General features: G+C 67.1%; 24 protein-coding genes and 1 tRNA gene. 12 read left to right on the plus strand and 13 right to left on the minus strand.

What is annotated here, in order from left to right; all coding sequences use genetic code 11:
• The first annotated feature begins 53 nt into the window (after positions 1-53).
• Positions 54-674, plus strand: coding sequence for a hemerythrin domain-containing protein (locus ACNI3Q_RS13365; protein ID WP_426277446.1), 621 nt, complete (start codon positions 54-56; stop codon positions 672-674).
• A 61-nt stretch (positions 675-735) separates the two neighbouring features.
• Here ACNI3Q_RS13365 and ACNI3Q_RS13370 read toward each other — a convergent pair whose 3' ends face one another.
• Positions 736-1242 carry a MarR family winged helix-turn-helix transcriptional regulator gene (locus ACNI3Q_RS13370; RefSeq protein ID WP_426277448.1) on the minus strand — a complete coding sequence of 169 codons (507 nt, stop codon included), beginning with the start codon at positions 1240-1242 and terminating at the stop codon, positions 736-738.
• 91 nt (positions 1243-1333) lie between these two features.
• Here ACNI3Q_RS13370 and ACNI3Q_RS13375 point away from each other — a divergent pair, with 91 nt between their 5' ends.
• Both ACNI3Q_RS13375 and ACNI3Q_RS13380 read left to right on the plus strand, forming a co-directional pair.
• Complete coding sequence (locus ACNI3Q_RS13375) at positions 1334-2428, plus strand: branched-chain amino acid aminotransferase (protein ID WP_426277450.1); 1095 nt, start codon at positions 1334-1336, stop codon at positions 2426-2428.
• A gap of 60 nt (positions 2429-2488) precedes the next feature.
• Positions 2489-2563, plus strand: a tRNA-Gln gene (locus ACNI3Q_RS13380).
• A gap of 39 nt (positions 2564-2602) precedes the next feature.
• On the opposite strand, the gene ACNI3Q_RS13385 is transcribed toward ACNI3Q_RS13380, so the two are convergent.
• The gene (locus ACNI3Q_RS13385) at positions 2603-3406 is read right to left on the minus strand and encodes a FadR/GntR family transcriptional regulator (protein WP_426277452.1); all 804 of its coding nucleotides are present in this window, start codon (positions 3404-3406) and stop codon (positions 2603-2605) included.
• 123 nt (positions 3407-3529) lie between these two features.
• Between ACNI3Q_RS13385 and manD the strand changes: the two genes are divergently transcribed.
• On the plus strand, positions 3530-4738 hold the full coding sequence (gene manD, locus ACNI3Q_RS13390) for a D-mannonate dehydratase ManD (protein WP_426277454.1): 1209 nt from the start codon (positions 3530-3532) through the stop codon (positions 4736-4738).
• A 4-nt stretch (positions 4739-4742) separates the two neighbouring features.
• Here the strand turns inward: manD and ACNI3Q_RS13395 are convergent, their stop codons facing one another.
• Positions 4743-6023 carry an MFS transporter gene (locus ACNI3Q_RS13395; protein ID WP_426277456.1) on the minus strand — a complete coding sequence of 427 codons (1281 nt, stop codon included), beginning with the start codon at positions 6021-6023 and terminating at the stop codon, positions 4743-4745.
• Between the two features lie 119 nt (positions 6024-6142).
• Here ACNI3Q_RS13395 and ACNI3Q_RS13400 point away from each other — a divergent pair, with 119 nt between their 5' ends.
• The 5 genes from ACNI3Q_RS13400 to ACNI3Q_RS13420 are packed head-to-tail and all read left to right on the plus strand — an operon-like array spanning position 6143 to position 11528.
• A complete protein-coding gene (locus tag ACNI3Q_RS13400; protein WP_426277458.1) occupies positions 6143-6646 on the plus strand; it encodes a DOMON-like domain-containing protein in 504 nt (167 codons plus the stop codon).
• Complete coding sequence (locus ACNI3Q_RS13405) at positions 6643-7839, plus strand: exo-beta-N-acetylmuramidase NamZ family protein (RefSeq protein ID WP_426277460.1); 1197 nt, start codon at positions 6643-6645, stop codon at positions 7837-7839. The genes ACNI3Q_RS13400 and ACNI3Q_RS13405 overlap by 4 nt, the downstream gene beginning before the upstream one ends.
• Before the next feature lie 31 nt (positions 7840-7870).
• Positions 7871-9046 (plus strand): hypothetical protein, encoded by a 1176-nt coding sequence (locus ACNI3Q_RS13410; protein WP_426277462.1) that lies wholly within the window; start codon positions 7871-7873, stop codon positions 9044-9046.
• A 35-nt stretch (positions 9047-9081) separates the two neighbouring features.
• On the plus strand, positions 9082-10167 hold the full coding sequence (locus ACNI3Q_RS13415) for a hypothetical protein (RefSeq protein WP_426277464.1): 1086 nt from the start codon (positions 9082-9084) through the stop codon (positions 10165-10167).
• Positions 10168-10172: 5 nt separating this feature from the next.
• The gene (locus tag ACNI3Q_RS13420; protein ID WP_426277466.1) at positions 10173-11528 is read left to right on the plus strand and encodes a sensor histidine kinase; all 1356 of its coding nucleotides are present in this window, start codon (positions 10173-10175) and stop codon (positions 11526-11528) included.
• 219 nt (positions 11529-11747) lie between these two features.
• On the opposite strand, the gene ACNI3Q_RS13425 is transcribed toward ACNI3Q_RS13420, so the two are convergent.
• Both ACNI3Q_RS13425 and gltX read right to left on the minus strand, forming a co-directional pair.
• Complete coding sequence (locus ACNI3Q_RS13425; RefSeq protein ID WP_426277468.1) at positions 11748-13031, minus strand: citrate synthase; 1284 nt, start codon at positions 13029-13031, stop codon at positions 11748-11750.
• A gap of 19 nt (positions 13032-13050) precedes the next feature.
• The gene (gene gltX, locus ACNI3Q_RS13430; RefSeq protein WP_426277603.1) at positions 13051-14490 is read right to left on the minus strand and encodes a glutamate--tRNA ligase; all 1440 of its coding nucleotides are present in this window, start codon (positions 14488-14490) and stop codon (positions 13051-13053) included.
• 72 nt (positions 14491-14562) lie between these two features.
• On the opposite strand from gltX, the gene ACNI3Q_RS13435 reads away from it, so the two are divergent.
• A complete protein-coding gene (locus ACNI3Q_RS13435) occupies positions 14563-16713 on the plus strand; it encodes a ComEC/Rec2 family competence protein (protein WP_426277470.1) in 2151 nt (716 codons plus the stop codon).
• On the opposite strand, the gene lexA is transcribed toward ACNI3Q_RS13435, so the two are convergent.
• On the minus strand, positions 16707-17396 hold the full coding sequence (lexA, locus tag ACNI3Q_RS13440; RefSeq protein WP_426277472.1) for a transcriptional repressor LexA: 690 nt from the start codon (positions 17394-17396) through the stop codon (positions 16707-16709). The genes ACNI3Q_RS13435 and lexA overlap by 7 nt on opposite strands.
• Before the next feature lie 57 nt (positions 17397-17453).
• Positions 17454-18644 carry a molybdopterin molybdotransferase MoeA gene (locus ACNI3Q_RS13445; protein WP_426277474.1) on the minus strand — a complete coding sequence of 397 codons (1191 nt, stop codon included), beginning with the start codon at positions 18642-18644 and terminating at the stop codon, positions 17454-17456.
• A gap of 195 nt (positions 18645-18839) precedes the next feature.
• Between ACNI3Q_RS13445 and ACNI3Q_RS13450 the strand changes: the two genes are divergently transcribed.
• The gene (locus tag ACNI3Q_RS13450) at positions 18840-19610 is read left to right on the plus strand and encodes an energy transducer TonB family protein (protein WP_426277476.1); all 771 of its coding nucleotides are present in this window, start codon (positions 18840-18842) and stop codon (positions 19608-19610) included.
• A 171-nt stretch (positions 19611-19781) separates the two neighbouring features.
• Here the strand turns inward: ACNI3Q_RS13450 and moaC are convergent, their stop codons facing one another.
• Genes moaC through ACNI3Q_RS13470 form a run of 4 tightly spaced genes read right to left on the minus strand, consistent with a single transcriptional unit; the run spans position 19782 to position 22595 of the window.
• On the minus strand, positions 19782-20252 hold the full coding sequence (gene moaC, locus ACNI3Q_RS13455) for a cyclic pyranopterin monophosphate synthase MoaC (RefSeq protein WP_426277478.1): 471 nt from the start codon (positions 20250-20252) through the stop codon (positions 19782-19784).
• On the minus strand, positions 20249-21034 hold the full coding sequence (gene trpC / locus ACNI3Q_RS13460) for an indole-3-glycerol phosphate synthase TrpC (RefSeq protein WP_426277480.1): 786 nt from the start codon (positions 21032-21034) through the stop codon (positions 20249-20251). The genes moaC and trpC overlap by 4 nt, the downstream gene beginning before the upstream one ends.
• Positions 21031-22014 (minus strand): anthranilate phosphoribosyltransferase, encoded by a 984-nt coding sequence (gene trpD, locus ACNI3Q_RS13465; protein ID WP_426277482.1) that lies wholly within the window; start codon positions 22012-22014, stop codon positions 21031-21033. Before trpD ends, trpC begins: the two co-directional genes overlap by 4 nt.
• Entirely contained in the window at positions 22011-22595 is a 585-nt protein-coding gene (locus ACNI3Q_RS13470; RefSeq protein ID WP_426277484.1) for an anthranilate synthase component II, read from the minus strand. The genes trpD and ACNI3Q_RS13470 overlap by 4 nt, the downstream gene beginning before the upstream one ends.
• 110 nt (positions 22596-22705) lie before the next feature.
• Between ACNI3Q_RS13470 and ACNI3Q_RS13475 the strand changes: the two genes are divergently transcribed.
• Positions 22706-23119, plus strand: coding sequence for a hypothetical protein (locus ACNI3Q_RS13475; RefSeq protein ID WP_426277486.1), 414 nt, complete (start codon positions 22706-22708; stop codon positions 23117-23119).
• Positions 23120-23262: 143 nt separating this feature from the next.
• On the opposite strand, the gene ACNI3Q_RS13480 is transcribed toward ACNI3Q_RS13475, so the two are convergent.
• Both ACNI3Q_RS13480 and ACNI3Q_RS13485 read right to left on the minus strand, forming a co-directional pair.
• The gene (locus tag ACNI3Q_RS13480) at positions 23263-24771 is read right to left on the minus strand and encodes an anthranilate synthase component I family protein (RefSeq protein WP_426277488.1); all 1509 of its coding nucleotides are present in this window, start codon (positions 24769-24771) and stop codon (positions 23263-23265) included.
• Positions 24768-26735 (minus strand): peptidylprolyl isomerase, encoded by a 1968-nt coding sequence (locus tag ACNI3Q_RS13485; RefSeq protein ID WP_426277490.1) that lies wholly within the window; start codon positions 26733-26735, stop codon positions 24768-24770. Before ACNI3Q_RS13485 ends, ACNI3Q_RS13480 begins: the two co-directional genes overlap by 4 nt.
• Between the last annotated feature and the right edge of the window lie 90 nt (positions 26736-26825).

Here is a 26825-nt window from a genome sequence, read left to right on the forward strand (position 1 = left end):
CCGACGGGTTCTGCATGGGTTGCTTGTTGCAGGACCCAGGACAGGAGGATGCCATGACCACGACCAAGGAACGCCACAACAAATCCCATAATGGCGCCGCCCGGAAAAGCGCGCGTGCCGAGGGCAAGGGACTGAGCAATTTCACCGTGCTGGCCGGAGCGGTCGGTGCGGGTGCCGCGCTGGGCGTCGCCGCGTTGATCGGGCGCAAGGCGGTGGTACAGGCACCGACCGCACTGGCGGGCGATTGGGCAGAGGCGCTGGCCATCGAGCATCGCGCGGTGTTGAAGGTGTTCGACACGATCGAGGCGACCGAGGACAAGGCAGTGACCAAGCGCACCCTGCTGCTGGCCCATCTGAAGCAGGCACTGACCAAGCATGCGGTCGAGGAAGAAAATGTGATCTATCCCGCGCTGCGAGAGGCCGGGGAAACCGAGGCATTCGATGAACTGTCCAGCGAGCACGCGCTGGTCAAAAATTACCTGTTCCGGCTGGACAATATGCCAAAGGACAGCGCCGCATTCCTGACCGTGGTGCGCGAGTTTCGGCGGGAGATCGAGGATCATATGCGCGAGGAAGAGGAAGTCCTCTTCCCCAAGCTGAAGGCGCAGCGGGATGACGAAGGCAACAAGGCATTGTTCGTGGCAATGAACAAGGAGGGGTTCAAGGTCGCGTAAACCCGTCCAGCCATGGGTACCGGCGGGCGATTGGCCCTGCCGGTACCGGTGGGCGATCGGGTCAGCCCCTGCGCAACCCCTCGATCCGGTTGCGCTCGCTGGACGGAATCAGCCCCTCCAGCACTGCCCAGAACCCGCCGACCGCGCCTTGGCCGGCGCTTTGATAGGCGCTGCTCATGCGTTCGCGCAGTGCCTCGAACAACTGGCTTTCCAGGGTGCGACCGGCCGGGGTCAGCCGCAATAGCCGCTGGCGACGGTCGCGGTCACCGGGCCGCATTTCGACCAGTTCGCGCTCGATCAATTCGCCAAGCACACGGCCCAGCGATTGTTTGGTAATCGCCAGCAGTCCGAGCAGCTGACTGACGCTCAGATCCGGCTGCCGCGCGATGAAGTAAAGCGCGCGGTGATGCGCCCGGCCCAGACCTTGTTCCGCCAGTCGCTCGTCGATGGACCGGGTCAGATGGCTGTATCCAAAATAGAGGAGTTCCACGCCGCGCCGGATTTCCTGTTCGCGCAAGAACAGGGGAGATGCGGAACGCAGCGGATCGGAAGTGTTTTGGCCAGCCATGTTGACCTAATTTGGCACCGCGCCTAAGTCGACGCAAGCCATTCCGGCGCCCGTCGCGGCGCGGATTGCCGCACAGGGAAAGGATCAGTTGGTGCAGCCCGAACGGCCCAGTTTCGTCATCGAACCCCATGCTTCTCCGGTTGCCGCGGCCGATCGTGATGCGCTGCTCGCCAATCCGGGATTCGGCAAGCTGTTCACCGATCACATGGCCATTATCCGCTACAGCGAGGATCGCGGTTGGCACGACGCCGCCATCCGCGCGCGCGCGCCCATCGCGCTCGATCCCGCTGCATCGGTGCTGCATTACGCGCAGGAGATTTTCGAGGGGCTGAAGGCGTATCGCACTGCTGATGGCGGCGTCACCCTGTTCCGTCCCGACCGCAATGCCCATCGGTTCCAGCAATCGGCCGCGCGTCTGGCGATGCCGCAATTGCCCGCCGACCTGTTCCTTCAATCGGTCCGCGAACTGGTCAGTATCGATCGCGACTGGATTCCCGCCATTGACGGTGGATCGCTCTATCTGCGGCCGTTCATGTTCGCGTCGGAGGTGTTTCTGGGCGTTCGCCCGGCCAAGGAATATCTCTATTGCGTGATCGCATCGCCGGCTGGTGCCTATTTCAAGGGCGGGACGCCGGCCGTGTCGCTGTGGGTGAGCCAGGATTATACGCGCGCGGCGGCGGGCGGCACGGGCGCTGCCAAATGCGGCGGCAATTATGCCGCCAGCCTGGTGGCGCAGGCCGAGGCGATTGAACAGGGATGCGATCAGGTCGTGTTTCTGGATGCGGTCGAGCGGCGCTGGATCGAGGAACTGGGCGGCATGAACACGTTTTTCGTGTTTGATGACGGCACGATGATCACGCCCCCGCTGACCGGCACGATTCTGCCCGGCATCACCCGCGATGCCATCCTGACGCTGGCCGCTGACATGGGCGTCGTGGTTCGTGAGGAACGCTATTCCCTTGATCAGTGGCGCGCGGACAGCCAGTCGGGCCGCCTGCGGGAGGCTTTTGCCTGCGGCACGGCGGCGGTTGTGACGCCGATCGGGTCAGTGCGTGGCCATGACATCGATTTCCGCATCGGCAATGGTGGCCCGGGCATGGTCACTCAGGGCATCCGTGAACGGCTGGTCGCGATCCAGCGCGGGGAGGCACCCGACCCCCATGGCTGGGTGGAACGCATCCTTTAATTGACCATCCCCTTTGACGCGCGCGGCATCTATCGCTAGAGACGCCGCCCTGTCGCCTGCTGGGGCGTCGCCAAGCGGTAAGGCACCGGTTTTTGGTACCGGCATTCGTAGGTTCGAATCCTGCCGCCCCAGCCAGCGACCATCTGTTCCATCCCCTGTCGTGCCGAAATCGGCTTATTCTGTGGGTCGTCCCGCGAACCGGCGGCGGCGGGCGGCTGCATTGGCGCGGGCTGCCTCCACTGCCTCCACCTCCGTTGCATCCAGCATGTAATCGAGCACACGGCTCAGGTGATCGCGCATCGCCGCGCGGGCGCGGGCCGGATCGCGTGACCGCAGCGCATTCAGGATGGCGCGATGTTCGGCCACCACCGGCCGCACGCCCCAGTCGCGCGATTTTTCGAACAGGCGGGCACATTGCGGCGAGCGATTGCGCGTCTGCCACAGCTGTTCGACCGTCGCGGCCAGCGCGCTGTTCTGCGTCGCCCGCGCAATAGTCAGGTGGAATTGTTCATCCAGCAATTCGTCCATGCGGGGACCACCCGCCGGATGCCCGGCCAAGCGGTCCGCCTCCACCGCCGCTGCCATTTCGGTCAGCAGCCGGTCCAGCTCGGCCAGTTCTGCCTCGGTGATCAAGCTGGCGGCCAGCGCCGCCGTCTCGCCCTCGATCAGCAGTCGGGCCTCGGTCAGTTCGAACGCGCCGACATCCATCGGCGCGGCGGCGGCGCGCGGCCGGGGCTGAATGACATAGACGCCCGATCCGACGCGCACCTCGACCAGTCCGTCCAGCTCCAGCGCGATGATCGCCTCGCGCACCGTCGGTCGGCTGACGGCATATGCGGCGGCCAGTTCCCGCTCGGCGGGCAGGCGGTCGCCAACCGCATGCGTGCCCGCGGCAATAGCCCGCGCCAGTCGCTCCGCCACCTGCTGATAAAGCCGCGGTGCCCGGCCGGGTTTCGCATTCTCGGTCATCGCCAGCATCCGATGTTTTATCACCCAACCGAATTGGTCAGGACAATTTGCCGAACTTGACAGGCCAATATCATATGGTCAACGCATCGGGCATCCAGCCGGCAGGGTCGGCAGCACTTGGGAGTCGGGATCATGCGGATTACGTCAGCCAGGGTCATCGTCACCTGTCCCGGCCGCAATTTCGTGACGCTGAAGATCGAGGTGGAGGGCGGCCAGACCGGGATTGGCGATGCGACCCTGAACGGCCGCGAACTGGCCGTTGCCGCCTATCTGACTGACCATGTCTGTCCCAACCTGATCGGACGGGACGCGAGACGGATCGAGGATCTCTGGCAGTTTCTCTATCGTGGTGCCTATTGGCGGCGTGGTCCCGTGACGATGCGGGCGATTGCCGCCGTCGACATGGCGCTGTGGGATATCAAGGCAAAGGCGGCGGGGATGCCGCTGTATGACCTGCTGGGCGGGGCCAGCCGCGACGGCGTGCTCGTCTATGGTCATGCCAATGGCGCCGACATTGACGAGACGGTCGAGGCGGTCGGCCGGTATCGCGACATGGGGTACAAGGCGATCCGGGCACAGTCGGGGATTCCGGGCGTCAAGGGTGCCTATGGCGTGGCGCGCGGTGACCTGTATTACGAACCCGCCGATGCGGCGCTTCCCACCGAAACGCTGTGGAATACGCCCGCCTATCTCAATTATGCGCCCAAGCTGTTCGAGGCGCTGCGCGACAAGCACGGCCATGACATCGAACTGCTGCACGATGTACATCACCGCCTGACCCCGATCGAGGCAGCGCGGCTGGGCAAGGCGCTGGAGCCGTCCCGCCTGTTCTGGATGGAGGATTGCACGCCCGCGGAAAATCAGGACGCCTTTCGCCTGGTGCGCCAGCATACCGTGACGCCGCTGGCGGTGGGCGAGATTTTCAACACGATCTGGGATGCTAAGGACCTGATCCGCGATCAGTTGATCGATTATATCCGCATGACGGTGGTTGGATCGGGCGGCATCACGCACCTGCGCCGCGTCGCCGATTATGCCGCGATGTATCAGGTGCGCACCGGCTGCCATGGCGCGACCGACCTGTCGCCTGTAACCATGGGCTGTGCCCTGCATTTCGACCTGTGGGTGCCCAATTTCGGCATTCAGGAATATATGCGCCACACCCCGGAAACCGACGCGGTATTCCCGCATGCCTACAGCTTTTCCGATGGATATCTGCACCCCGGCGATGTGCCCGGCCATGGTGTCGAGATCGACGAGGCGATGGCGGCGAAATTCCCCTACAAACCGGCTCAGCTGCCCATTGCGCGGCTGCAGGACGGGGCGATGTGGAACTGGTGACGCCTTAGCGGGCTTGGCCCACACCCATCCGGGGCAGGGCGATCAGAAAGCCGATCGCCGCAATGGTCAGCGCACCCGCCAGCATCGCCATCGGGGCCAGGGTGCTGCCGGTCGCGTCGCGCACCATCGGCACCGCGTTCTGCGCGGCGAAGCCCCCAAGATTGCCGACCGAGTTGATTACCGCCAGCCCGGTTGCGGCATGGGCGCCGCGCAGCAACCCTTGCGGCACGCTCCAGAACACCGGCTGAGCTGAAAACACCGCCGCCGCCGCGATGCACAGGCAGGCGAATTTGAGTCCTGCACCCGGCAACAGCACGCTGCCCATCAGGCTGGCCGCCGCGATCAGCAACGGCCCGGCAATATGCCACCGGCTCGCACCATGTCGGGCCGCATGGCGCGGCACTGCCCACAGCGCCACGGCAACGAACAGCCAGGGGATGACGTTCAGCGCCCCGTTCTGAAGGTTGGTCGCACCGAACGCCTTGACGATGGTCGGCAACCAGTAGCTGAGGCCATAGGCACCCAGCGGCATCCCGAAATACAGGATCGCCAGCAACAGCACGCGCGGATCGGCCAGCGCCCGCCACGCTGATTCCCCGGCCCGTTCCGGCGGAGCCTCTGCCGCCAGCGTTGCCGCCAGCCAGGATTTTTCCGCATCGGTCAGCCAGCGTGCCTCGCCCGGCGTGCTGGGCAGCTTGGTCAGAACTACCGGCACCATCAGGATGGCGGGAATGCCCGTCGCGACGAACACCCATTGCCATCCCGCCAGCCCGGCAGCACCGTCCAGTTCCAGCAAGGCGCCGCCGACCAGCGATCCAACTGCGTTGGCAAAGGCGCTGGCGATCATGAACAGGCCGACCATCTGCGCCCGCCGCGCCTGGGGAAACCACAAGGTCAGCAGATACAGCGCGCCGGGAAAGAAACCCGCCTCCGCCACGCCCAGCAGAAAGCGCAGCACATAGAACATGGCCGTGTTCTGCGTGAAGCCGAGCGCCACGGTGATCGCGCCCCAGGTCAGCATGATCCGGGCGAACCACAGCCGCGCGCCGACCCGCGACAGGATCAGGTTGGCCGGTGCCTCGAACAGGAAATAGCCGAGAAAGAACAGGCTGGCGCCCAGGCCATAGGCGGCCTCCGACAGGCCAAGCGCATCGACCATCTCCAGCTTGGCATAGGAGACATTCTGCCGGTCGATATAGGCCAGCAGATACATCACGCACAGGATCGGCATCAGCCGCGCGGTAATCTTTCTGACCGTCCTGTCCGGCGACACCGCCTGTTCCATGCCATCCCCTCTTCGTCGGCGGGGATTAACAGAAGAAGTCCGGGCGGCCCACAGCCTTGTTCGCTCCGCCTGGCCCGTCGCCCTCGACTTGTGCCGATAGGAGCGCATAGACACCGGCCATGGAATATCCCCTGACCTGTCATCCCGACACGCCGCCGACGGGCGTGACCGGCGTGTTCGTGACGTTGCACCGATCCAGCCTGCACTATCGGGTGGCGGGTGCGGATCAGCTGCGCGTGCCGCCGGATGCGCCGCCGGAGCGGACCGATGGCCTGTGGCGGACGACCTGTTTCGAGTTGTTTGTCCGGCCCGTCGGGGACAATGGCTATGTCGAGTATAATTTCGCCCCGTCCGGCCAATGGGCGGCCTATGGTTTTTCGGGCTATCGGGCGGGGATGCACCCGCTGGAGCGTGTGACGCCGCCCCGGATCGGGCGCAGCGGCGATAGCTGGCATGTCGACCTGGTCGACCCGCTGCCCTGTGGCCGCCTGTCCCTGACAGCCGTGATCGAGGAACTGGATGGCACGCGGTCATTCTGGGCGCTTGCCCACCCGGCGGGCGCGCCCGATTTTCATCATGCCGATTGCTTTGCGATCGATCTGACGGCACCTCATTCGTCATGAATTTCGGTATCGACCGGCTGCTCGCCGACCCTCAGCTTCGACGCCCCCTGTCGGGCAAGCGCGTGGCGCTGCTTGCGCATCCCGCATCGGTGACGCGTACCCTGACCCACAGCCTGGATGCGCTGGTCGCCGCCGGGGTCGAGGTCAGCGCGATGTTCGGCCCCCAGCATGGCGTTCGCGGCGATTTGCAGGACAACATGATGGAATCGCCGGATTTCGTCGATCCGACCTATGGCGTGCCGGTATTCAGCCTGTATGGCGAGGTTCGCCGGCCGACCGCGCAGTCCATGGCCACGTTCGACGTGATGCTGGTCGACCTGCAGGATGTGGGCTGCCGCATCTACACCTTTGTCACCACGCTGCTTTATGTGCTGGAGGCCGCGGCCCGGTACGAAAAGGCGGTGTGGGTGCTCGACCGGCCCAACCCTGCCGGACGCCCGGTCGAAGGAACGCTGCTGCAACACGGCTGGGAAAGTTTCGTTGGCGCGGGGCCGATGGTGATGCGCCACGGCATGACGCTGGGCGAGATGGGCCACTGGTTCATCGACCATTTCGGACTGAACGTCGATTACCGCGTGATCGAAATGGAGGGGTGGGCACCCGATGCCGCGCCGGGCCATGGCTGGCCGCCCGAACGCCCATGGATCAACCCCAGCCCCAATGCCGCGAACGTCAACATGGCGCGCGCCTATGCCGGCACGGTGATGCTGGAGGGGACGACGCTGTCCGAAGGGCGCGGCACCACCCGGCCGCTGGAGCTGTTTGGCGCACCCGATATCGATGCGCGCGCGGTGATCGGCGAAATGCACCGCATCGCACCCGAATGGCTGGCCGGATGCACGCTGCGCGATTTCTGGTTTCAGCCGACTTTTCACAAGCATAGCGGGCAATTGTGCAGCGGCGTGTTCATTCACGCCGATGCCCCCGGTTACGATCATGCCGCATTCCGCCCCTGGCGCGTGCAGGCCGCGGGATTGAAGGCGATCCGGTCGCTGTATCCCGAGTATCCGCTGTGGCGCGACTTCCCCTATGAATATGTGTTCGACCGGCTGGCGATCGACGTGATCAACGGCGGCCGTGCCTTGCGCGATTGGGTGGACGACGCCGCAGCCACGCCCGCCGACCTGGATGCCCTCGCCCTGCCGGACGAGGCGGCATGGCAAGAAACGCGTCGTCCGTTCCTGATCTATTGACCATGGCGCATGGCCCTGTAACGCCGCGATCATGCTGGCGGGGCTGATCTTTGCGACTGAGGATGCCGAGGGTGCGGGCGGCGGTCTTGCCGCCACGCTTCCCTTTGGCGGGATGACCTTGCTTGAATATCAGGCACGGCTGCTGATCGCGGCGGGTGCCGGGCATCTGCTGATTGCAGTGACGCGGATGACGCCGCCGCTGCTGGGCGCGGTCAATCGCATCGCCAAGCGCGGTGTGCCGGTCGACATGGTCCGTTCGGCAGAGGAAGTCAGCGGGCGGCTGCATCCGCTGGCCCGGGTGATCGTTCTGGCCGATGCGCTGGTCACCACGGATCAGGCGGTTCATGCGCTGGCGTCCGTCGGCCGGGAAACCATTCTGGTCACGGACGACCCCAGCCCCGCACTGGCGGTGGAGCGGATCGATTCGACGCGTCACTGGGCCGGCATGGCGATGGTCGATGCGCGCCGGGTGGCAGAGGTGGCGGCGCTGCCCCGCGATTATGATTTCCAGTCCAGCCTGTTGCGTCTGGCGGCGCAGGGCGGGGCCGAACATCTGCCGCTGTCCACGGCGGCGCGTCGGGCCGGGCATGGCGTTGACCGCCACCCCGATGGCCTGGCCAGCCGCAGCAATGGCGTGCTGCTGGCGCTGGCCAATCAGCGGATCGGATGGGCCGACCGATATGTGTTCACGCCGCTGACCCGCATCCTGTTGCCGCAACTGGTCCGGCGGAATGTGGCGGATACCGCATTGCTGGCGGTGGGCGGCATCCTTGGCCTGATTGCCGTCCTGGTCATCGCATTGGGCTGGCCACGGATCGGCATCGTCGGATTGCCGCTGTCGGTCGCGGCGCTGACCACCGGCTCGCTGCTCAGCGGCCTGCGCGGCAATGACCGGATTGCGATGATTCAGGATCGCGCGATACAGGGCGTGACCGGGCTGGTCGTCGCTGCGCTGGCCATCGTGACCGGGTTTGCTCAGCAATCGCTGACCGCCCCGGTGCTGGCGGCGGCACTGATCGCGGTGACGGCAATCGGCGAACGGGTCCCTGGTGCCCGCCGCCCCTGGTATGGCGGTGCGCCGCTCTATGCGCTGTTGCTCACCCCATGGGTGCTTGCCGGCGTTCCGGTCCTTGGCCTTGGCGTGACCGCCATTGCCGCCACGGCAACGCTTGCTGCGCTGGTCGAGACGTTGAGGAAACAGGCTTAGGGCCAAATTAACATCCGTTCCGCTAGGAAATGGGTATGTCCGGCACAGTGGTGGACCCTGGTTCCGCAGCAGCGGGTTCGGCCGCAGACGCGGTGGCGATGGCCATTGCGGCGGACCGCCGCGTGCGCCTTCGCCTTGCGGCGCTCGGGGCTGATTACGCGCGGCCTGTCGATCATCGCATGACGGACCGGCTGCGTCACGGGATTGACGCTGCGCTGACGGATGCGGTGGCCGAGGTTGAGCGAGCGCTGCGCCTGCGCGCCCAGCGGATGCTTGCCGCCGATGGTCACGATGCCCTTGCCGCCATTCTTGCCCATGCGCCCGATCGACGTGACCTGATGGCGCTGATCGCTGCCATTCCCGAACTGCCGACGCAGATGGCCGTTCGCGCAGCCATCGCTGAACGTGCGGCCGCCATGCCCATTCACGGCGGCGATGACCCGGACGAGCCGGGATTTCTGGCCGCGCTGGCGCAATCGGAGGATCGGCGGATCGCCGCCGCCGCCCGGTTGCTGATGCAGGCCGATCCGCTGGATGGCAGTGCAGGCCGCCCGCCGGCCGATCTGCGCGCAGCGATTGGCTGGTGGCTGGCCGGTGCGATCGAGCGCGAGCCTGCCGCGATTACCCCATCCGCTCGTCTGACGCTGCGCCGTGCGCTGGTTGCCGCGGCCGAGGGGCTGGCCGATGCGGGGGATGCCTCCGGCGATCCCGTGGCGGCCGCCCTGCATCTGGTTCATGCGATCGATCCCCGGCCGGGCGAGGTAGCATTTCTGTTGATCGAGGCGGTTCGCGACCGCCGCCTTGCCCTGTTCTGTGCCATTCTGGGACGGGCGGCCGGCCTCGCCGCCGATCGCGTGCTGCCGATGCTGGCGGCGGCGGATGACGACCGCCTATGGCTCGCGCTGCGCGCAGCGGGGCTGGACCGGACGGCAATGGCGAACATCCTTTCTGTGCTGACCACCGGCATTGATCCCGTCTCTGCGCTGGCCCGCGCCGATGCGCTGTCCGATGCGGCCAATATGTCGCCGGAGATGGCGGGCGCGCTGATCCTGCCGCTGCGCTGTCCTGATGTGCACGCTCTGGCGCTGGGTGCGCCGGACCGCGTGAGCGCCCTGCGGTGAACCGGATGGCCGACACGCACTCTCCCGTCCTTGCCCGGCTGGACCCGCAGGGGTGCCTGGTCGAAGGGGATGCCCGGCTGCTTGACCTGAATACAGCCGCTGGCGGCGCGCTTGGAAAGCCGTTGTCGCTGCCCGAACTGTCGACGCTGGCATCGCTGGCACTGCGGTTGCGCGTCCCGATCGCCCGCACGATCGACCTGGCCGATGGCGATATCGACCTGCGCATGGCTGTCCGTCTGGTGCCCGATGAACAGGGCGTGCGGATCGAGGGGGGGCGATGGCAGGCCGCGATGCCACCGGCGCCGACCGATACCGCGACCGTTGCCTGGGGGCTGGGCGCTGCCGGATCGGCGGGGAGCTGGGCCGTGGACGGTGCACTGCGCCTGACCCGCATCGGCGCCGATCTGACCGCGCCGGAACCGGACGATGCCGCCCATCTGCTGGGTGCACCCGTCACTCAGCTGTTCCGGCTGGAACCGGATAACGATGGCGGCCTTCCCATGCTGGCCGGGGTTGCGGCAGTCGCCGCCTTTTCCGGGCAGCGCGCGGTGCTGCGCGCGACGGGGCAGGCGATGCTGCTGTCCGGCCGCCCGCTGACGGACGCGGTTGGCCGCTTTGCCGGGATTGAAGGGGTTGCCGAACCGGTCCCGGATATCGCGGAGCAGGTGCCGGAGGCGGATGCAGCGGCATCGCCCCTCGCCATTGCAGAGCGGCTAGAACGCGCGCTGCGCGTTCCGCTCCGCCGGATCATCGCCAATGCCGATTCCATCGGCGAACAATCCGATGGGCCGATCCGCAGCGAATATGCCGCCTATGCCCGCGATATCGCCACGGCGGGCCGCCATCTGATCGGGCTGGTCGAGGATCTGGCGCAGGTGCAGACAATCGATTCGCCTGATTTCCAACTGGTCGTCGAACCCGTCGATCTGGCCGAGCTGGGCCGCCGTGCGGCGGGCCTGTTGTCCGTGCGGGCAGAGGCGGGGCAGGTACGGATCGATGCGCCGACGCCGGGCGACCGCGTCGATGCATTGGGAGATTATCGCCGGGTGCTGCAGATCCTGGTCAATCTGATCGGCAACGCCGTCCGCTATTCGCCGCCGGGTGCTTCGGTCTGGGTGCGGCTGGAACGCGACGGGCCGAATGCCTGCGTGATCGTTGCCGACCAGGGCAAGGGGATCGCGATCGAGGATCAGGCCCGGATTTTCGAAAAGTTCGAACGGGTCGACCCGGCCGAACCGGGTGGCAGCGGCCTCGGCCTCTATATCGCGCGGCGGCTTGCCCGCGCGATGGGCGGAGACATTGTCGTGGACAGCGCACCCGGGCAGGGCGCGCGCTTCATGTTGACGCTGCGCGCTGCCTGAACCCGCCGGTCAGCGGCGGCGGTTGCGAAGGACCAGTACCGCACCAAGCACGGCCGTAAGCGCGCCCCGCCATACCCAGTCGCGCTGATTGATCATGAAACTGGACTGGGGCCAACGCACCCAGCCCAGTCCTGAGCCGTCCATAACAGGCCAAGCAGGAACAGGACCGCCCCCAATACGACAAAGACTGTCCTGATCCGCATCCTGTCCGTGCCCTTCTTATCGCTGGTTCAGCGGAACATAGTCGCGCTGCGTCGGGCCGGTATACAGCTGGCGCGGGCGACCGATCTTCTGATCCGGATCGGCGATCATCTCGTTCCACTGCGCCACCCAGCCCACGGTGCGGGCCAGCGCGAACAGCGCAGTGAACATCGTGGTCGGGAACCCGATGGCGGACAGGATCACGCCCGAATAGAAATCGACGTTCGGGAACAGCTTCTTTTCGATGAAGTAATCATCGTTCAGCGCCATTTCCTCAAGCTGCAGCGCAACTTCGAACACAGGATCATCGACGTTGAGTGCCTCGAACACTTCCCGCACCGTCTTTTGCATCACGGTCGCGCGCGGGTCGTAATTCTTGTACACCCGGTGGCCAAAGCCCATCAGCCGGAACGGGTCGTCCTTGTTCTTGGCCCGGGCAATATATTCCGGAATCCGGTCGGGCCGGCCGATTTCGCGCAGCATGTTGAGCGCTGCTTCGTTCGCGCCGCCATGAGCGGGACCCCACAGGCACGCAATGCCCGCCGCGATGCAGGCGAACGGGTTGGCACCCGACGAACCGGCCAGCCGCACGGTGGAGGTCGACGCGTTCTGTTCGTGATCGGCGTGCAAGATGAAGATGCGATCCAGCGCCTTTTCGACGACCGGGTTCACTTCATATTCCTCTGCAGGAACGCCAAAGGTCATGCGCAGGAAGTTGCCGGTGTAGGACAGCTCGTTCTTGGGATACATGAACGGCTGACCGACCGAATATTTGTACGCCATCGCCGCGATCGTCGGCATCTTTGCGATCAGCCGGTGGCTGGCGATCAGCCGGTGCTTGGGATCGGTAATGTCGGTCGAATCGTGATAGAAGGCGCTGAGGGCACCCACGACGCCGCACATGATCGCCATCGGGTGCGCATCGCGGCGGAAACCGCGGTAAAAGGTCGCCAGCTGTTCGTGCAGCATGGTGTGGCGGCTGATCGTGTAGACGAACTTGTCGAGTTCACCCTGATCCGGAAGCTCGCCATTCAGCAGTAGATAGGCGGTTTCCATGAAGCTGGACTGTTCCGCCAGCTGACCGATCGGATAGCCGCGATGCAGCAGTACGCCCTGGTCGCCATCGATATAGGTCAGCGTGGATTCGCAGCTGGCCGTCGAGGTGAAGCCGGGGTCATAGGTGAACATGCCCGTCTGGGCATATAGCTTGCGGATGTCGACGACCTGCGGGCCGACCGTGCCCGACATCACCGGATATTCGACATCCTTGGTCGGTGTCTGCAGCTTTGCGGTATCCGTCATCGCATTTCCTTTCCGTTGTTCATTCGGCCGCTTGCGCAGCCTGATCGGCGATCCGGCCCAGGCTTTCCTCGCGTCCCAGCACCGCCAGAACGTCGAAGATGCCCGGCGAAGTCCGCCGGCCGGTCAATGCCGCGCGCAATGGCTGTGCCACCGCGCCCAGCTTGACCCCCATGTCTTCCGCCACGCGGCGTACCGCCTGGTCCAGGGGTTCGGCCGACCAGTCCGCTTCGGCAGCCAGTGCATCATGCACCCGGGCCAGGATCGATCGTGATTCGCCCTCAAGCAGGGGTTGTGCATCCGCGTCAATCGCTAGCGGGCGAGTGCGAAATAGAAACTGCGCCCCATCGGCCAGATCGTTGAGATTGGCTGCCCGCGGTTTCAGGAACGACATGGTGCGCAGCAGCAAGTCATGCTGCGTATCGTTCAGCGGCGTTGCCATGCGCGCCGCCACCAGATCGGTCAGCCGCGCATCGTCCGCCTCGCGCAGATAATGACCGTTCAGGTTTTCAAGCTTCTTGAGGTCGAACCGCGATGGTGAGCGGCCGACGCCCGCCAGATCGAACACCTCGGTTGCCCGTTCCCGGCTGATGATCTCTTCATCGCCATGCCCCCAGCCGAGCCGGAGCAGATAGTTGGACAGCGCCTCCGGCAGTACGCCCAGCTCGTCGCGATAGGCCTCTACGCCCAGCGCGCCGTGCCGCTTGGACAGCTTTGCCCCGTCCGATCCGTGGATCAGCGGAACATGGGCATAGACCGGCTCTGGCCAGTCCATGGCGCGAATCAGCGCGAGCTGGCGGAATGCGTTGTTCAAATGATCGTCGCCGCGAATGACATGAGTGACGCCCATGTCGTGATCGTCGACCACCACCGCAAGCATATAGGTGGGTGTACCGTCGGACCGCAGCAGCACGAAATCATCGATTTCGGCGTTCTGCACCGTCACCGGGCCCTGGACCCGATCCTCGATCGTCACCGCGCCCTCGCGCGGGGCCTTCAGCCGGATCACCGGTGCGCGGTCAGTGGGACCAGTCGCCGGATCGGCATCACGCCAGGGACTGTCGACGCGGAACGGCCGCTTTTCCGCCTGAGCGCGGGCACGCATTTCGGCCAGCTCGTCCTGGGTCAGCCAGCAGCGATAGGCATGACCGCGTTCCAGCAGCTCATGCGCGACGGCGGCATGGCGGTCGGCACGGGCGAACTGGAACACGGCATCGCCGTCCCAGTCCAGCCCCAGCCAGCGCATCCCGTCAAGGATCGCGTCAATCGCCGGCTGATTCGATCGAGCCCGGTCGGTATCCTCGATCCGCAGCAGGAATTGCCCGCCGTGATGCCGGGCATAGAGCCAGTTGAACAGCGCCGTGCGCGCGCCGCCGATATGCAGGAACCCCGTCGGCGACGGGGCGAAACGGGTGACGACGGGGCGTGTGCCCGCGCCGCCGGATTTGCTGCCGGATTCCATGGTTGCGCTCAACCGCGCTTGCTCCCAGACACTGTGTTTTCGATGGCCAGATCAGCCTTTGCCGCCCCTAGCATGGCGATCCGGCCACGACAAATCCGGGCCGCGATCGGTGCTGCATTCGATCGGCTGGAACGCCGGCTGGAGGCGGAGCGGGGCCAGTTGCCGCTTTGGATTCCCGTCGCCCTGGGGCTGGGCATCGCTGCCTGGTTCCTGTTGCCGGGGCCTGCTGCGTGGCTGGCCGCTGCCGCGGGGGGCGGGGCGGTCGCGCTGATCGGGATGGGTTTCGGCATTGGCCGCCGGGCAGGCGCTGCGCTGCTTGGCCTGGGCCTGCTCATCGCCATCGGCATCGGTCTTGCGTGGGTGCGGGCGGAGCGGGTTACGCATCCGGTGCTGGAACGGCCCGTCACGGTCAGCTTTGTCGCCCGAATCGAGCGGGTGGAGCCCTTGCCGGCGCGCGATCTTGTCCGGCTGCGCCTTGCCCCTGTCGGTGCGATCGGCCTGCCGACGCTGGTGCGGGTGAATGTCCGCGCCGTCGATGTGCCGCCCGGTGCTGGCACCGGCGCCGAAATCCGGCTGCGCGCCCGGTTGATGCCACCTGCAACGCCGGCCCTGCCGGGCGCCTATGGCTATGCCCGGGCCGCATGGTTCGATGGCATCGGCGCGACCGGGCGCGCGCTTGGCCCGGTTGAGGTCATTCATGCGACCCAGGGCAGCGGTGCGGGCGTCCGCAACCGGCTGTCGGCGCATATCCAGTCGCAGATCGGCGGCGGGGCCGGGGCAATCGCGGCAACGCTGGCCACCGGGGATCGCGGCGGCATCAATGACGCGGATGCAGAGGCGATGCGCCGGTCGGGCCTGGCCCATTTGCTGTCGATCAGCGGCCTGCACGTCACGGCGGTGGTAGGGGCCGCGATCCTGGCGGCCATGCGGATCCTGGCCCTGTTTCCGGCACTTGCCCTGCGGGTTCGGGTGCCGCTGATCGCTGCAGGGTTCGGGGCGGCGGCCGCGCTTGGCTATACCTGGCTGGCAGGCGCAGAGGTGCCGACGGTTCGGTCGTGCATCGCCGCGCTGCTGATCCTGGCCGCGATGCTGCTGGGGCGGGAGGCGATTACGCTGCGGCTGGTCGCGACCGGCGCGTTCGTCGTCCTGCTGCTGTGGCCGGAAAGCCTGGCCGGCCCCAGTTTCCAGCTGAGCTTTGCCGCCGTTACCGCGATCATCGCGCTGCACAGTCATCCGGCGGTGCAGGGCTGGTTCGAACGGCGGGACGAGGGGCGGCTTGCCCGGCTGGGCCGGGGGCTTGCCTCGCTGCTGCTGACGGGGCTGGTGGTGGAGGCGGTGCTGACGCCGATTGCGCTGTTCCATTTCCACAAGTCCGGCGTGTACGGCGCGATTGCCAATCTTGTCGCCATTCCGCTCACCACGTTCGTCATCATGCCGGCCGAGGCGGCGGCGCTGCTGCTGGATGCGGTGGGGCTGGGCGCGCCGCTATGGTGGGTGACGGGGCAGGCCATCGACCTGATCCTGGCGATTGCCCATTGGACGGCGGATGCGCCCGGATCAGTCCGGATGCTGCCCGCGATGCCGGGATGGGCGTTTGCCGCGATGCTCGGCGGTGGGCTGTGGATCGCGCTCTGGCGGACGCGATGGCGGCGATGGGGCGCGGTACCCGTTGCCATCGGCGCGCTGGGCGCGCTGTCCGTGCCGCCGCCCGACCTGCTGGTAACCGGCGATGGCCGCCATGTCGCCATCCGGGCCGGGGACGGGCTGGCGCTGCTGCGCGACCGGGCGGGGGACTATACCCGGTCGATGCTGGGCGAGGCAGCGGGGGTGGATGGCGAGGCGCTGTCGCTCAGCACCCTGCCCGATGCGCGGTGCAGCGCGGACCTGTGCCTGGCCGATGTCCGGGATGCCAATGGCCTCAGCTGGCGGGTCGTTGCCACCCGCAGTGCCCATTTCGTCGAATGGACCGCGATGCGCGATGCGTGTGCCGTTGCCGATATCGTGATTGCCGATCGCCGGTTGCCGGCCGGATGCGTACCGCGCTGGTTGCGCCTGGACCGGGCAACGCTGGCGGAGACCGGCGGCGTTGCGATCACCCTGGCGAGCGGAACGGTTCGCACCGTGCGCGGGCCGGGGGCGCACCCATGGCTGAACCCGCCGACGGTGATGCCGCCACGACCAGCCCGCCCCGTGGCACCACCGCCCAGGCCCGTTGGTCAGTAGCGGCGGAGCAGCCCCGACAGCCGGCCCTGCACCTGCACCTGATCAGGGCGGTAGCGTTGCGGATCATAGCTGCGATTGGCGGGGTCCAGCCGGACCATCGCACCCTCGCGCCGGAAGTATTTGAGCGTTGCGTCATGCCCGTCGATCAGCGCGACCACGATTTCGCCGTCGCGGGCCGATTCCGTCTTACGGATCAGGGCATAATCGCCGTCGAGGATGCCCGCCTCCACCATCGAATCCCCGGACACTTCCAGCGCATAATGTTCACCCGACCCGAGCAGCGCGGCGGGCACCGGCAGCATCTGCGATCCCTCCATCGCCTCGATCGGCACACCGGCGGCGATGCGGCCATGAAGCGGGATTTCGATGACGTCGTTCGCCGGTTCCGGCATCCGCTGCACTGCGGAAGGTGGCGAAAGTGGTGCTACGTCACCACGTTTTGCACCCTTGCTCCGCTTTGCATCGCCCCGTTCCGGCATCTTCAGCACTTCGAGCGCGCGGGCGCGATTGGGCAGGCGGCGAATGAACCCGCGCTCCACCAGCGCCTCGATCAGCCGGTGCACCCCGGATTTCGATTTGAGGTCGAGCGCCTCCTTCATCTCCTCGAACGAGGGGGAAATGCCGTCTTCGCCCAGGCGTTCGGCAATGAAGCACAGCAGCTCATGCTGCTTTTTGGTGAGCATCCCCAATCCTCCGTGTCGGAACAGACTGGGAACGTATATGCTTTGTTCCGTATGGCGTCAAGCGATCACAAGGATATCCACAGGATCGCCCACAGCCGCCGCCGGGGCATCAGCGGGCCGGTGGATCAGGCAGGTGGCGCGTGCCAGCGTCATCAGCATCGAACTGTCCTGTACCGCCGCCGCGCCGACGCGCCCGTCGGGCAGGATTGCCGCGCGCAGGAAATCGGTGCGCTCGCCATTGGCGGGCAGGGGGTCGGCCAGGATCGCGGGGGTCAGCCGGGGCAGGGGGTCGACCGATCCGCCCAGTGCGGCGATGGCCGGCCGGACGAACAGCATCGCCGTGGCGAATGCCGAAACCGGATTGCCGGGCAGGCCGAGAACGAGTGCATCGCCGCGCCGCCCGGCCATCACCGGCTTGCCGGGGCGCAGCGCCACGCGCCAGAAATCAATGGACCACCCCGCCGCCGCCAGCGCGGGCTGCACCAGGTCATGGTCGCCCACCGATGCCCCGCCGCTGGTGACGAGCAGGTCGGCATCGACCCTGGCAAAGGCGCGGGTAAGCGTTTCGAGGTTATCGGGCAGGATGCCAAGGTCGACGATGTCCACGGGCAGATCGGCGAGCATCGCCGCAAGCATCAGCCGGTTCGTCTCCGGTATCTGTGCATCGCCCATCGGCGTTCCGGGCGGGCGCAGTTCATCGCCGGTCGCCGCGACGGCAACCCGTACCGGGCGGCGGACCGACAGCGCGCCATGACCCGCCATCGCAGCCATGGCGAGGCGCGCCGGGGTCATCCGCTCGCCCGCCCGGATCAGCGTTGCGCCCGAGCTGAAGTCCAGCCCGCGATGCCGGACGTTGCTGCCGGGCGCGGCCGGGCCAGCCCCGGTCAGGATCAGCCGGTCGCCGTCGCGCGCCGCCTCTTCCTGTACCAGCACGCAGTCGGCGCCCGCCGGCATGACTGCGCCAGTAAAGATGCGCACCGCCTGTCCCGGCCCGACCGGCCCGGCATGCGGCCGTCCGGCGGCGCTTTCCCCAATGACCGTCCAGGGGCCGGGCAGTGCGGCATTGGCGATGGCATAACCGTCCATCACCGACAGGTCGCTGGACGGTTGCGTGCGCAGCGCGGCGACCGGTTCGGCGGCCCAGCGCCCGGCGCAACCGGCGATGGGCAACGCCTCTGCCGCGACCGGCATGGCCATGTCGATCAGCCGGGCCTGTGCATCGGCCAGCGGGAGGAGCGGGGGTGCCATCGGCCGGATGTGGCACGGGCATCGGTGCCGGGAAAGAGGGCGCGCGCGGAAACTGCACCGTGTCCGCCGCGCTGCCTTGTCTTGGCCGCATCTGCACCCTAACCCGACAGTCAGCCCTGCCGCCCCCCGGAAGTTTCTCGCGTGGTTTCAAAGTCCATCGAACGCCCGACGTGGCGAACCCGGATCGGGGAACGGTTGCGTGGGCGGGGCGGCCCGTTTCTGCTGGCGCTGCTGGTCGAGGGGCTGATCGTGCTGGTGATGATGACACTGGCCCCCCGGCTGGTCAGGCGCGAACCGGTGGATATGGCGCTCAGCACCTTTGACGCCGCTGAAGTATCGGAAAAGCCGCCCGCCGCCGCCAGCGCGCCCCGTCCCGCGGCCGCGCCGCCACCGCCATCGACCGAACGTCCGCGCGAAACCGACGACCGCCTGCCGCCCAGCCCCGTCACGCCGTCCGTCCAGCCGGCACCGGTGGTCAAGAATTTTGCCCCCAAGGCCCCGTGGATCGAATTGTCGCGCGATCAGATGGCGCAGGCCGATATCGGGCGCGCCCCGCCTCCCGGCCGCGCAGGCCCGCCCGCGCCGCGCGCGACCATGGGGCCGCCGGATACCGGCATTCCCGGCGATACCCCGCGCGTCGACGGCAGTGGTCCCAATGGCGAACCGCTCTATGCCGCCGCCTGGTACCGGGAACCCTATGATTCCGAACTGGCGGGCTATCTGTCCAGCGCGGCCGGGCCGGGATGGGGCATGATCATGTGCCGAACCGTGCCCGATTACCGGGTGGAGGATTGCGAGATCGTCGGCGAAAGCCCCGGATCGCGGCTGGGCCGGGCGGTGCTGGCCGCCGCTTGGCAATTCCGCGTCCGCCCGCCGCGCGTGGGCGGCAAGTCGAAATATGGCGAATGGGTGCGCATCCGGATCACCTATGGCGTGAAGCAGCGCCGGTTTGGCGGGCAGGAATAGCCGAAGGCGTAGGGACGCATCCTTCGATAGGCTCAGGATGAGCGGGGTTGCCAAGGGGGCGGGGCAGCGTCCTTCGACAGGCTTAGGACGAGCGGGAACAGGTGGCGGGCAGTTGGGCGACAGTCGCTCATCCTGAGCTTGTCGAAGGATTCAGCCGAACCGTTTCGGCAGTCAGTCCGCCGTCCAGTCGCCCGACTTGCCGCCGGTCTTGGACAGCAGGCGAATATCCCGGATGATCATGCCCTTATCCAGCGACTTTACCATGTCGTATAGGGTGAGCAGCGCCACCGACACCGCCGTCATCGCCTCCATCTCCACGCCCGTCCGGCCGGTCAGGCCGACGGTGGCGGTCACGGTCACGCCGCTGTCGTCTGGAACCACGTCGAGCGCGATGCGGGTCAGGGGCAGGGGGTGGCACAGCGGGATCAGCTCGTGCGTGCGCTTCGCCGCCATGATGCCGGCGATGCGCGCGGTGGCGATCACGTCGCCCTTGGCCGCCGTGCCGTCCAGGATTGCGGCCGCTGCCTCTGCCGACATCGTGATGCGGCCGGTTGCTACCGCCTGACGCGCCGTTTCCGCCTTTCCGCCGACATCCACCATATGCGCCGCCCCTGCGGCATCCAGGTGGGTCAGGCGGCTCATCCGACCAGTGCCCGCGTCGCCGCCTCGACATCCGGCTGGCGCATCAGGCTTTCGCCGACCAGAAAGCAGCGGATGTCATGCGCGGCCAGCGCGTCGCAGTCCGCCCGGCCGCCAATGCCGCTTTCCGCGACAAAGGTGCAGCCCGGCGGGGCAAGCGCGACAAGATCGAACGTGTTCTGAAAATTGACCTCGAACGTCTTGAGGTTGCGGTTGTTTACCCCGATCAGCCGCGATTTGAGGCCTGCCGCGCGGGCCATTTCGTCGGCATCGTGCACCTCGACCAGCACATCCATGCCCAGTTCCATGGCCGCCGCCTCGATCTCTGCCATTTGCGCATCCTCAAGCGCGGCGACGATGATCAGGATGGCGTCCGCCCCCAGCGCGCGGGATTCGGCGCATTGCCAGGGGTCAATCATGAAATCCTTGCGGATCGCGGGCAGGGGACAGGCGGCGCGGGCGGCGACCAGATATTCGTCATGCCCCTGAAACCACCGTTCGTCGGTCAGCACCGACAGGCAGGTTGCGCCGCCCGCGGCATAGGCGCGGGCATGGGCGGGCGGATCGAAATCCGCTCGGATCAGCCCCTTGGACGGGCTGGCCTTCTTGATCTCTGCGATCAGGGCATAGCCATTGACCGCACGGGTATCCAGCGCGGCGCGAAACCCGCGCGGCGGCCCGGCGGCGGTGATGCGGGCGGCAAGGTCGGCATCGCCCGTCCGTGCCTTGCGCGCCGCGACCTCGTCTGCCTTTGCCTCAAGGATCTGTGCCAGCATCGTACTCATGGCCATGCGATCCAGCAGTCGAGCAGCGCGTTGGCAAGCCCGTTGTCGATGGTTTCCGCCGCTTCCTCCGCACCGGCCAGCAGCGTGTCGCTGTGCCCGGCAAGGACGAGCGCGGCCGCGCTGTTCAGGATCACTGCGTCGCGATAGCCGCCGGGCTCGCCCAGCAACAGGCGGCGCAGCGCATCGGCATTATGGGCCGCATCGCCGCCGCGCAGATCGTCCAGCGGGCGCGGGGCAAGGCCCGCCAGGTCGGGCGTGATGACCGGCGGCAGGCCGGTGTCGCCGATGCTGGCCACCGCGCTTGGCCCGGCGGGGCTGAGTTCGTCCAGCCCCTCCAGCCCGCAGATCACGGCCGCCTCGTCATAATCCAGCATCGCCATCGCCTCGGCATAGACGGGGACCAGTTCGGGGCGGGCAATGCCGATCATCTGCACACGCACGCCGGCCGGATTGGCGAGCGGGCCAAGCAGGTTGAAGATCGTGCGTCGGGCCATCCGGCGGCGGAGCGGCGCCAGCGCCCGCAGCGCGGGATGATGATCGGCGGCGAACAGGAATGCGATGCCCAGTTCCGCCAGGCTTTCCTCCGCCCGCGCCGCCGCGCGGGTCAGGTCAAGGCCCAGCGCCTCCAGCGTATCGGCCGCGCCCGACCGGCTGCTGGCCGCGCGGTTGCCGTGCTTGGCCACCGGCACGCCGGCGGCGGCTACGACGATGGAGACGGCGGTGGAGACATTCAGGCTGTGATGCCCGTCGCCGCCCGTGCCGCACACGTCGATCGCCCCTTCCGGCGCCCGGACGCGGATCATGCGCGCCCGCATCGCGCGGGCAGCAATGGCGATTTCCAGCGGCGTTTCTCCGCGATCGGCAAGGGCGATCAGGAACGCCTCGATCGCCGCCTCGTCAACGCGGGCGTCCAGGATTGCGCCAAAGGCGTCCTCTGCCGCGTCGGCGGACAGGGGCTGGCGGGCATCGGGCAGCGTCACACGCGTTCCCCCGCCTCGACCCCCGCAATCGACAGGAAATTGGCCAGCATTGCATGGCCATGTTCGGTCGCGATGCTTTCCGGGTGGAACTGAACGCCATGGATCGGCAGCGATGCGTGGCGAAAGCCCATCACGGTGCCGTCGGTGGCCGTCGCGTTGACGACCAGATCGTCCGGAATATCCTGAACGATCAGCGAGTGGTATCGCGTGGCGGTAAAGGGCGAGGGCAGGCCGGTGAACAGGCCGGTTCCGTCATGCACCACCGGGCTGGTCTTGCCGTGCATCAGGCCGCCGCGCACCACCTTTCCGCCGAAATGCTGGCCGATCGCCTGATGGCCCAGGCACACGCCGAGCAGCGGCTTTCCGGCCGAGGCGCAGGCGGCGACCAGATCAAGGCTGATCCCCGCCTCGTTCGGGGTGCACGGACCGGGCGAGATCAGAAAGGCGCTGGCATTGCTGGCAAGCGCGTCGGCGGCGCTCATCGCGTCGTTGCGCACCACCTGCACCGGGGCGCCAAGTTCCATCAGATAATGAACTAGGTTCCAGGTGAAGCTGTCATAATTGTCGATGACGAGGATCATGGTTCTGCCATAGCGCCGCCATCGTTGCTTGCAATCGTCCCGATGCTGTCCGTTCATCCGGTGGACAGGTGTGGCACCGCAAACCGATGCCGGGCGTGGAGGCGTGTGCGATGATCCTGAGCATGATGGCAATGGCGCTGGCGATGGCGCAGGACGCGCCCCAGCCGGCCGCCGCCGATGGCGAGCCGCCCCGCCGCGTGCGCAGCGTCCTGGTCTATGGCGACGATCCCTGCCCCAAGGCGGAGGGGGACGAGATCGTGGTGTGTCCCCGAATGGACGAAAGCGAACGTTATCGCATTCCAAAGGCGTTCCGCGACCCACCCGACGAAAGCAGCAGCGCGAGCTGGTCCCGCCGGGTCGATCTGGTGAACGAGGTGAACCGGGTGGGGATGCCGGGCAGCTGTTCCGCCGTCGGCACGGGCGGGCAGACGGGTTGCAACAGCAACTTCATCCGCCTGTGGCGTGACGATCAGGAAGCACAGCGCCGCGCGGCGGAACAGGCGGGCGAAAAGCTCGAGGATTGAACAAGCGCCGCCTGTTCGCCTGAACGCGGTCGTCCTGAGCGTGTCGAAGGACGCTGTCCCTGGCTGGCCGGAGGATGCCATGCTTCGACAGGCTCAGCATGAGCGGGGGTTGGGGGCTGAGGAGCGTCCTCTTGCGACCGCGCTTATTGTCCGAACCCGGCCTCTTGCGCGCGGGCCACTGCGTCGCGGGCGGCGGCGAACAGGGCGCCGGATTTCGCCTCGCACTCGCGCTGTTCATAGGCGGGATCGCTGTCCGCCACGATGCCTGCGCCGGCCTGAACGTGCATCACGCCATCCTTAACCAGGGCGGTACGCAGCACGATACAGCTGTCCATCGATCCGTCCGGGCTGAAATAGCCGACGCCGCCGGCATAGGGCCCGCGCGTTTCCGGTTCGAGTTCGGCAATGATCTCGCACGCCCGCACCTTTGGCGCGCCGGACACCGTTCCCGCAGGAAACCCGGCGAACAGCGCGTCGATCGCGTCATGGTCCGGCGACAGCCGGCCGGTGACGTTGGACACGATGTGCATCACATGGCTGTAGAATTCGACCATGTAGCTGTCGGTGACCTTGACCGTCCCCGCCGCCGCCACCCGGCCGACATCGTTGCGACCAAGGTCGAGCAGCATCAGATGTTCGGCGCGTTCCTTTGGATCGTCGAGCAGGCTCTTGCGATTGGCGGCGTCCTCTGCCCCTGTCGCGCCGCGCGGCCGCGTTCCCGCAATGGGCCGGATCGTGACTTCGCCATCGCGCACCCGCACCAGGATTTCGGGGCTGGACCCGGTCAGCGCAAAGCCGGGCAGGTCGAGGTGATAGAGGAACGGCGAAGGATTGATCCGCCGAAGCGACCGATAGAGTTCGATGGGCGGCAGCGGGAAGGGCGCGGTGAACCGCTGCGCCAGCACGACCTGAAAGATATCGCCCGCGACGATATAGTCCTTCGCCCGCGCCACCATTTCGCGATAGGCGCCATCGGGCAGGACCGGTTGCTGAACCACCGCGCCCAGTTCGGCAGCACGCGGCTCCGGCGCCGGCGGTGCGCTGGCCAGCCGGGCGGCGGTCGCGTCGATCCGTTCCACCGCACGTTCGATGGTCCGGGCCGGATCGGTTTCGCTGTCCGGCCACACCGGGGCGACCAGGAACAGGCTGTCGGCCAGCCGGTCAAAGATCAGGATGACGGTGGGACGGACAAAGATCATGTCCGGCACGCCGACCGGGTTGGGCGCGGGCCGGGGCAGCTTTTCCACCAGACCCACCGTTTCATATGCGAAATAGCCGACAAGGCACGCCAGCGCGCGCGGCAGGGCAGCGGGCACGTCCATCCGGCAAGCGGCGACGAGATCGCGCAGCGCATCGAGCGTGGGCAACGGATGGGGCCGGAATGCCGCGCGGTCGGTGGACCAATGGGGGTTCACCTCTGCCGCGTTGCCGGACGCGCGGAACACCAGATCGGGGGCCAGCCCGATCAGGCTGTGCCGCCCGCGCACAGCGCCCCCCTCAACCGATTCCAGCAGGAAATCGCCGCGCCCCGGCTCGATCAGCTTCAGCGCCGCGCCAACCGGCGTTTCGGTGTCGGCCACCGCCGTCCGCCACAGCAGGGCGGGGCGGCCGGCCGCCAGCGCCGCCCGTGCTTCCGCCTGCCCGTGGATCACTGGGCAGCGGCTCCGGCCGAACCGCCCGAACGCAGCGCATTGGTGACGCGGTCGATCGCCCCCTGATTGCGGGTGACGCCGGCCTTTGCCTGAGCCGCACGGGCGAATTGCTGAACCAGTTCGCCGCCCGATGTCTGCGCCAGTTCCGCCCGGCGACGCTCGATCAGCTGCTGGTTGCCGGTGGCATCGCCGCGCTGGATCGCGTCCAGATAGACGACGTAATAGCCGCGCTTTGCCTCTTCCTGGGTCAGCTTGGCCTTTTTCGGGGCCATGGAGAACATCAGCGACAGGGGGGCAGGCACGCGGCCCTGATTCTGCTGCTGGATGGCGAGCAGCTGCAGGCGCGATGCGCTGACCGGTTCCGGCTTGGGCAGGGTGACGCCGGCCGAGGCAAAGGCATCGGCCAGGGTTGCGCCGCCTTCGACCTTGCGGACGATGGCCGCCGCTGTTTGACGCGCGCGGGTCAGCGCGCGGTCGACGATGAAGTCGCGGCGCACAGCCTCTTGAATCCGGGCCAGCGGCGGGGGTGCGGCTTCCACTACCCGGTCCAGCACGATCAGCGCGAACGACCCGTCCTGACCCAGCGGCACGATCTGCGGTGCATCGCCCTGATTGACCGCAAACGCGGCCTTGGCGAGTTCCGCCGAAAGGGGATCGGGCGCCTCACCCGATTTTTCGGGATCGACGCCATTGCCGAGCAGCGGCGCGGTACGCTCTGCGGTCAGCTTGGCATCGGCGACGATTTCGTCGAACGTGCCATTGGCGGTGATGCCGTCGTTCACCTTGTCCTGAATCTGGTTCAGCTGGTCGGTCAGCCGCTGTTCGGTCAGTTCCTTGACCAGTGCCTCGCGCGCCTGGGCCAGCGTCTGGCCGGGCACGCGGGTAATCTTTTCAACGCGCAGGACGTGCCAGCCGAGCGGCGACTGCACCGGCCCGACCAGCGCCTTGTCCGCCGCGCCAAAGGCGGCAGCGGCGACCGCATCGGCGCTCTGTCCGACCAGCGCGGCGCGATCGAGATCGGTCAGCGTGCTGGCCTCCAGCCCCGCAGCCTGTGCGGCGGCGGCCAGTGTCTGACCACCTGTCACCGCGGTTGCAATGCGCTGTGCCGTCGCCTGATCGGCGGCGATGACTTGTCCGAAACTGCGCTTTTCGCTGGCGGCGAAACGCTGGCCTGCGCCTGCATAGGCTTTTTGCACATCGGCATCGCTGATCGTGATTGCCTGACGCAGGGCATCGGCCTGAACTCGCGCATAGCGGACGGCGCGGCGTTCCGGGATGGTGTAGCGCGCCCGGTTGCGGCCGAAAAAGGCCAGCAGTTCCGCATCGGTCGGGGGCGCGCCCATGCCGAATGCCTGGATCGGCACGAACCCGGCCTGGCCCCGGCGCTGTTCCAGCACCTGAGAGGCGTAGGGCAGGGCGACCTTGTTCGGGATCTGCGTTGCGCCGACGGTCGGTCCGGTCAGCCAGTCGCGCATGATGCCGTTGCCGATATCGCGGCGCAGCTCGGCCAGCGTGATGCCGCGATCGGACAGGAAGCGGTCAAGCGCGGCCTGATCGAACTTGCCATCCAGCCCGCGAAACACCGGCGCACTCGCGATTTCGCCGTCAATCGCCTTTTCCCCGACATGCATCCCCAGATCGTTGCCAAGCGCGGCCAGCGCGGCATTGGCGATCAGGCCATCGACGATGTCCTTGACCCCGCCCGCCTGAATCAGCCGGTCCATGTCGAGCGTCGGATTGCCCATCCGCGCCTGGGTCAGGGCGTTGCGCACCGCCTTTTGCAGATCGGTTTCAGTGATTTTCGTGCCGTCGATGCTGGCCACTGCATCGCCCGATGCGGCCCCGCCGGTGCGCACATTGCCGATATCGGCAAGCGCAAAGGCCAGGCCGATGACGACGAGGAAGACAAGCGCGAACAGCTTGCCCCAGACGGAATTGATCAGGCGGCGCAGGCCGGAAAGCATGGAGGCGTACCAATCGTATAGCCAGGGAACCGCCGCAGGCTCTAGGCGCAGTTTCCGCCGCCTTCAAGGTTGCGCGCAACGCGGGGGGCG

Source organism: Sphingomonas eleionomae, from assembly GCF_049889035.1.
Lineage (GTDB): Bacteria > Pseudomonadota > Alphaproteobacteria > Sphingomonadales > Sphingomonadaceae > Sphingomonas.